1 pseudogene is annotated in these 506 nt (G+C 53.4%); it reads right to left on the bottom strand.

From position 1 onward, the window contains the following. Positions 1–298 precede the first annotated feature (298 nt). A pseudogene (locus ACFMBG_RS24170) lies at positions 299–506 on the bottom strand (IS110 family transposase); the annotation flags it as partial.

Here is a 506-nt window from a genome sequence, read left to right as displayed (position 1 = left end):
GAAACACCGACTTCGTAGAGAACCAAGACCCCGAACGGCTATAGAACCCGTGCTTGACGCTTCTGCAAACAGAGAACCGCGTCGCCAAGCTTGGCCAACTTGCCCGTTCTCTTTTTACGCCTCACGTGCCCACCTCACTCCGAAGTTGAACGCCCGATCCGGCGTTAACACTTTATTTACAAACTTCTCGCAGAAAGAGAGTGAGGAGAACTTTGTTCTTCTTTTCATCTAGTCAGATGATCCCCGTGGGCGAACGCCGCAAATGCCCACGGGTCTCTTTTACTGGACTTGGCCCTTTTTAAACCGCAAGCACTTTGGCCATCCCCGTTAGCTTCCTTGCCAGCCACTGCGATCCAGCGCAGGCCTCCATGCCGATTAAGGCAGGCTCAGCGGCTTCGAAGAACCGCAGCAATGTCTCACGCGAGAACTTGGCTCTTTGAATTGGATGTCCTTCGGCATCGAGCGCGACGACATGAAAGACCTTCTTGCCGATATCGATCCCGTAA

The organism is Leisingera coralii, assembly GCF_049056525.1.
GTDB classification, from domain to species: Bacteria; Pseudomonadota; Alphaproteobacteria; order Rhodobacterales; family Rhodobacteraceae; genus Leisingera; species Leisingera coralii.
This window is presented reverse-complemented; position numbering and strand designations above follow the sequence as displayed.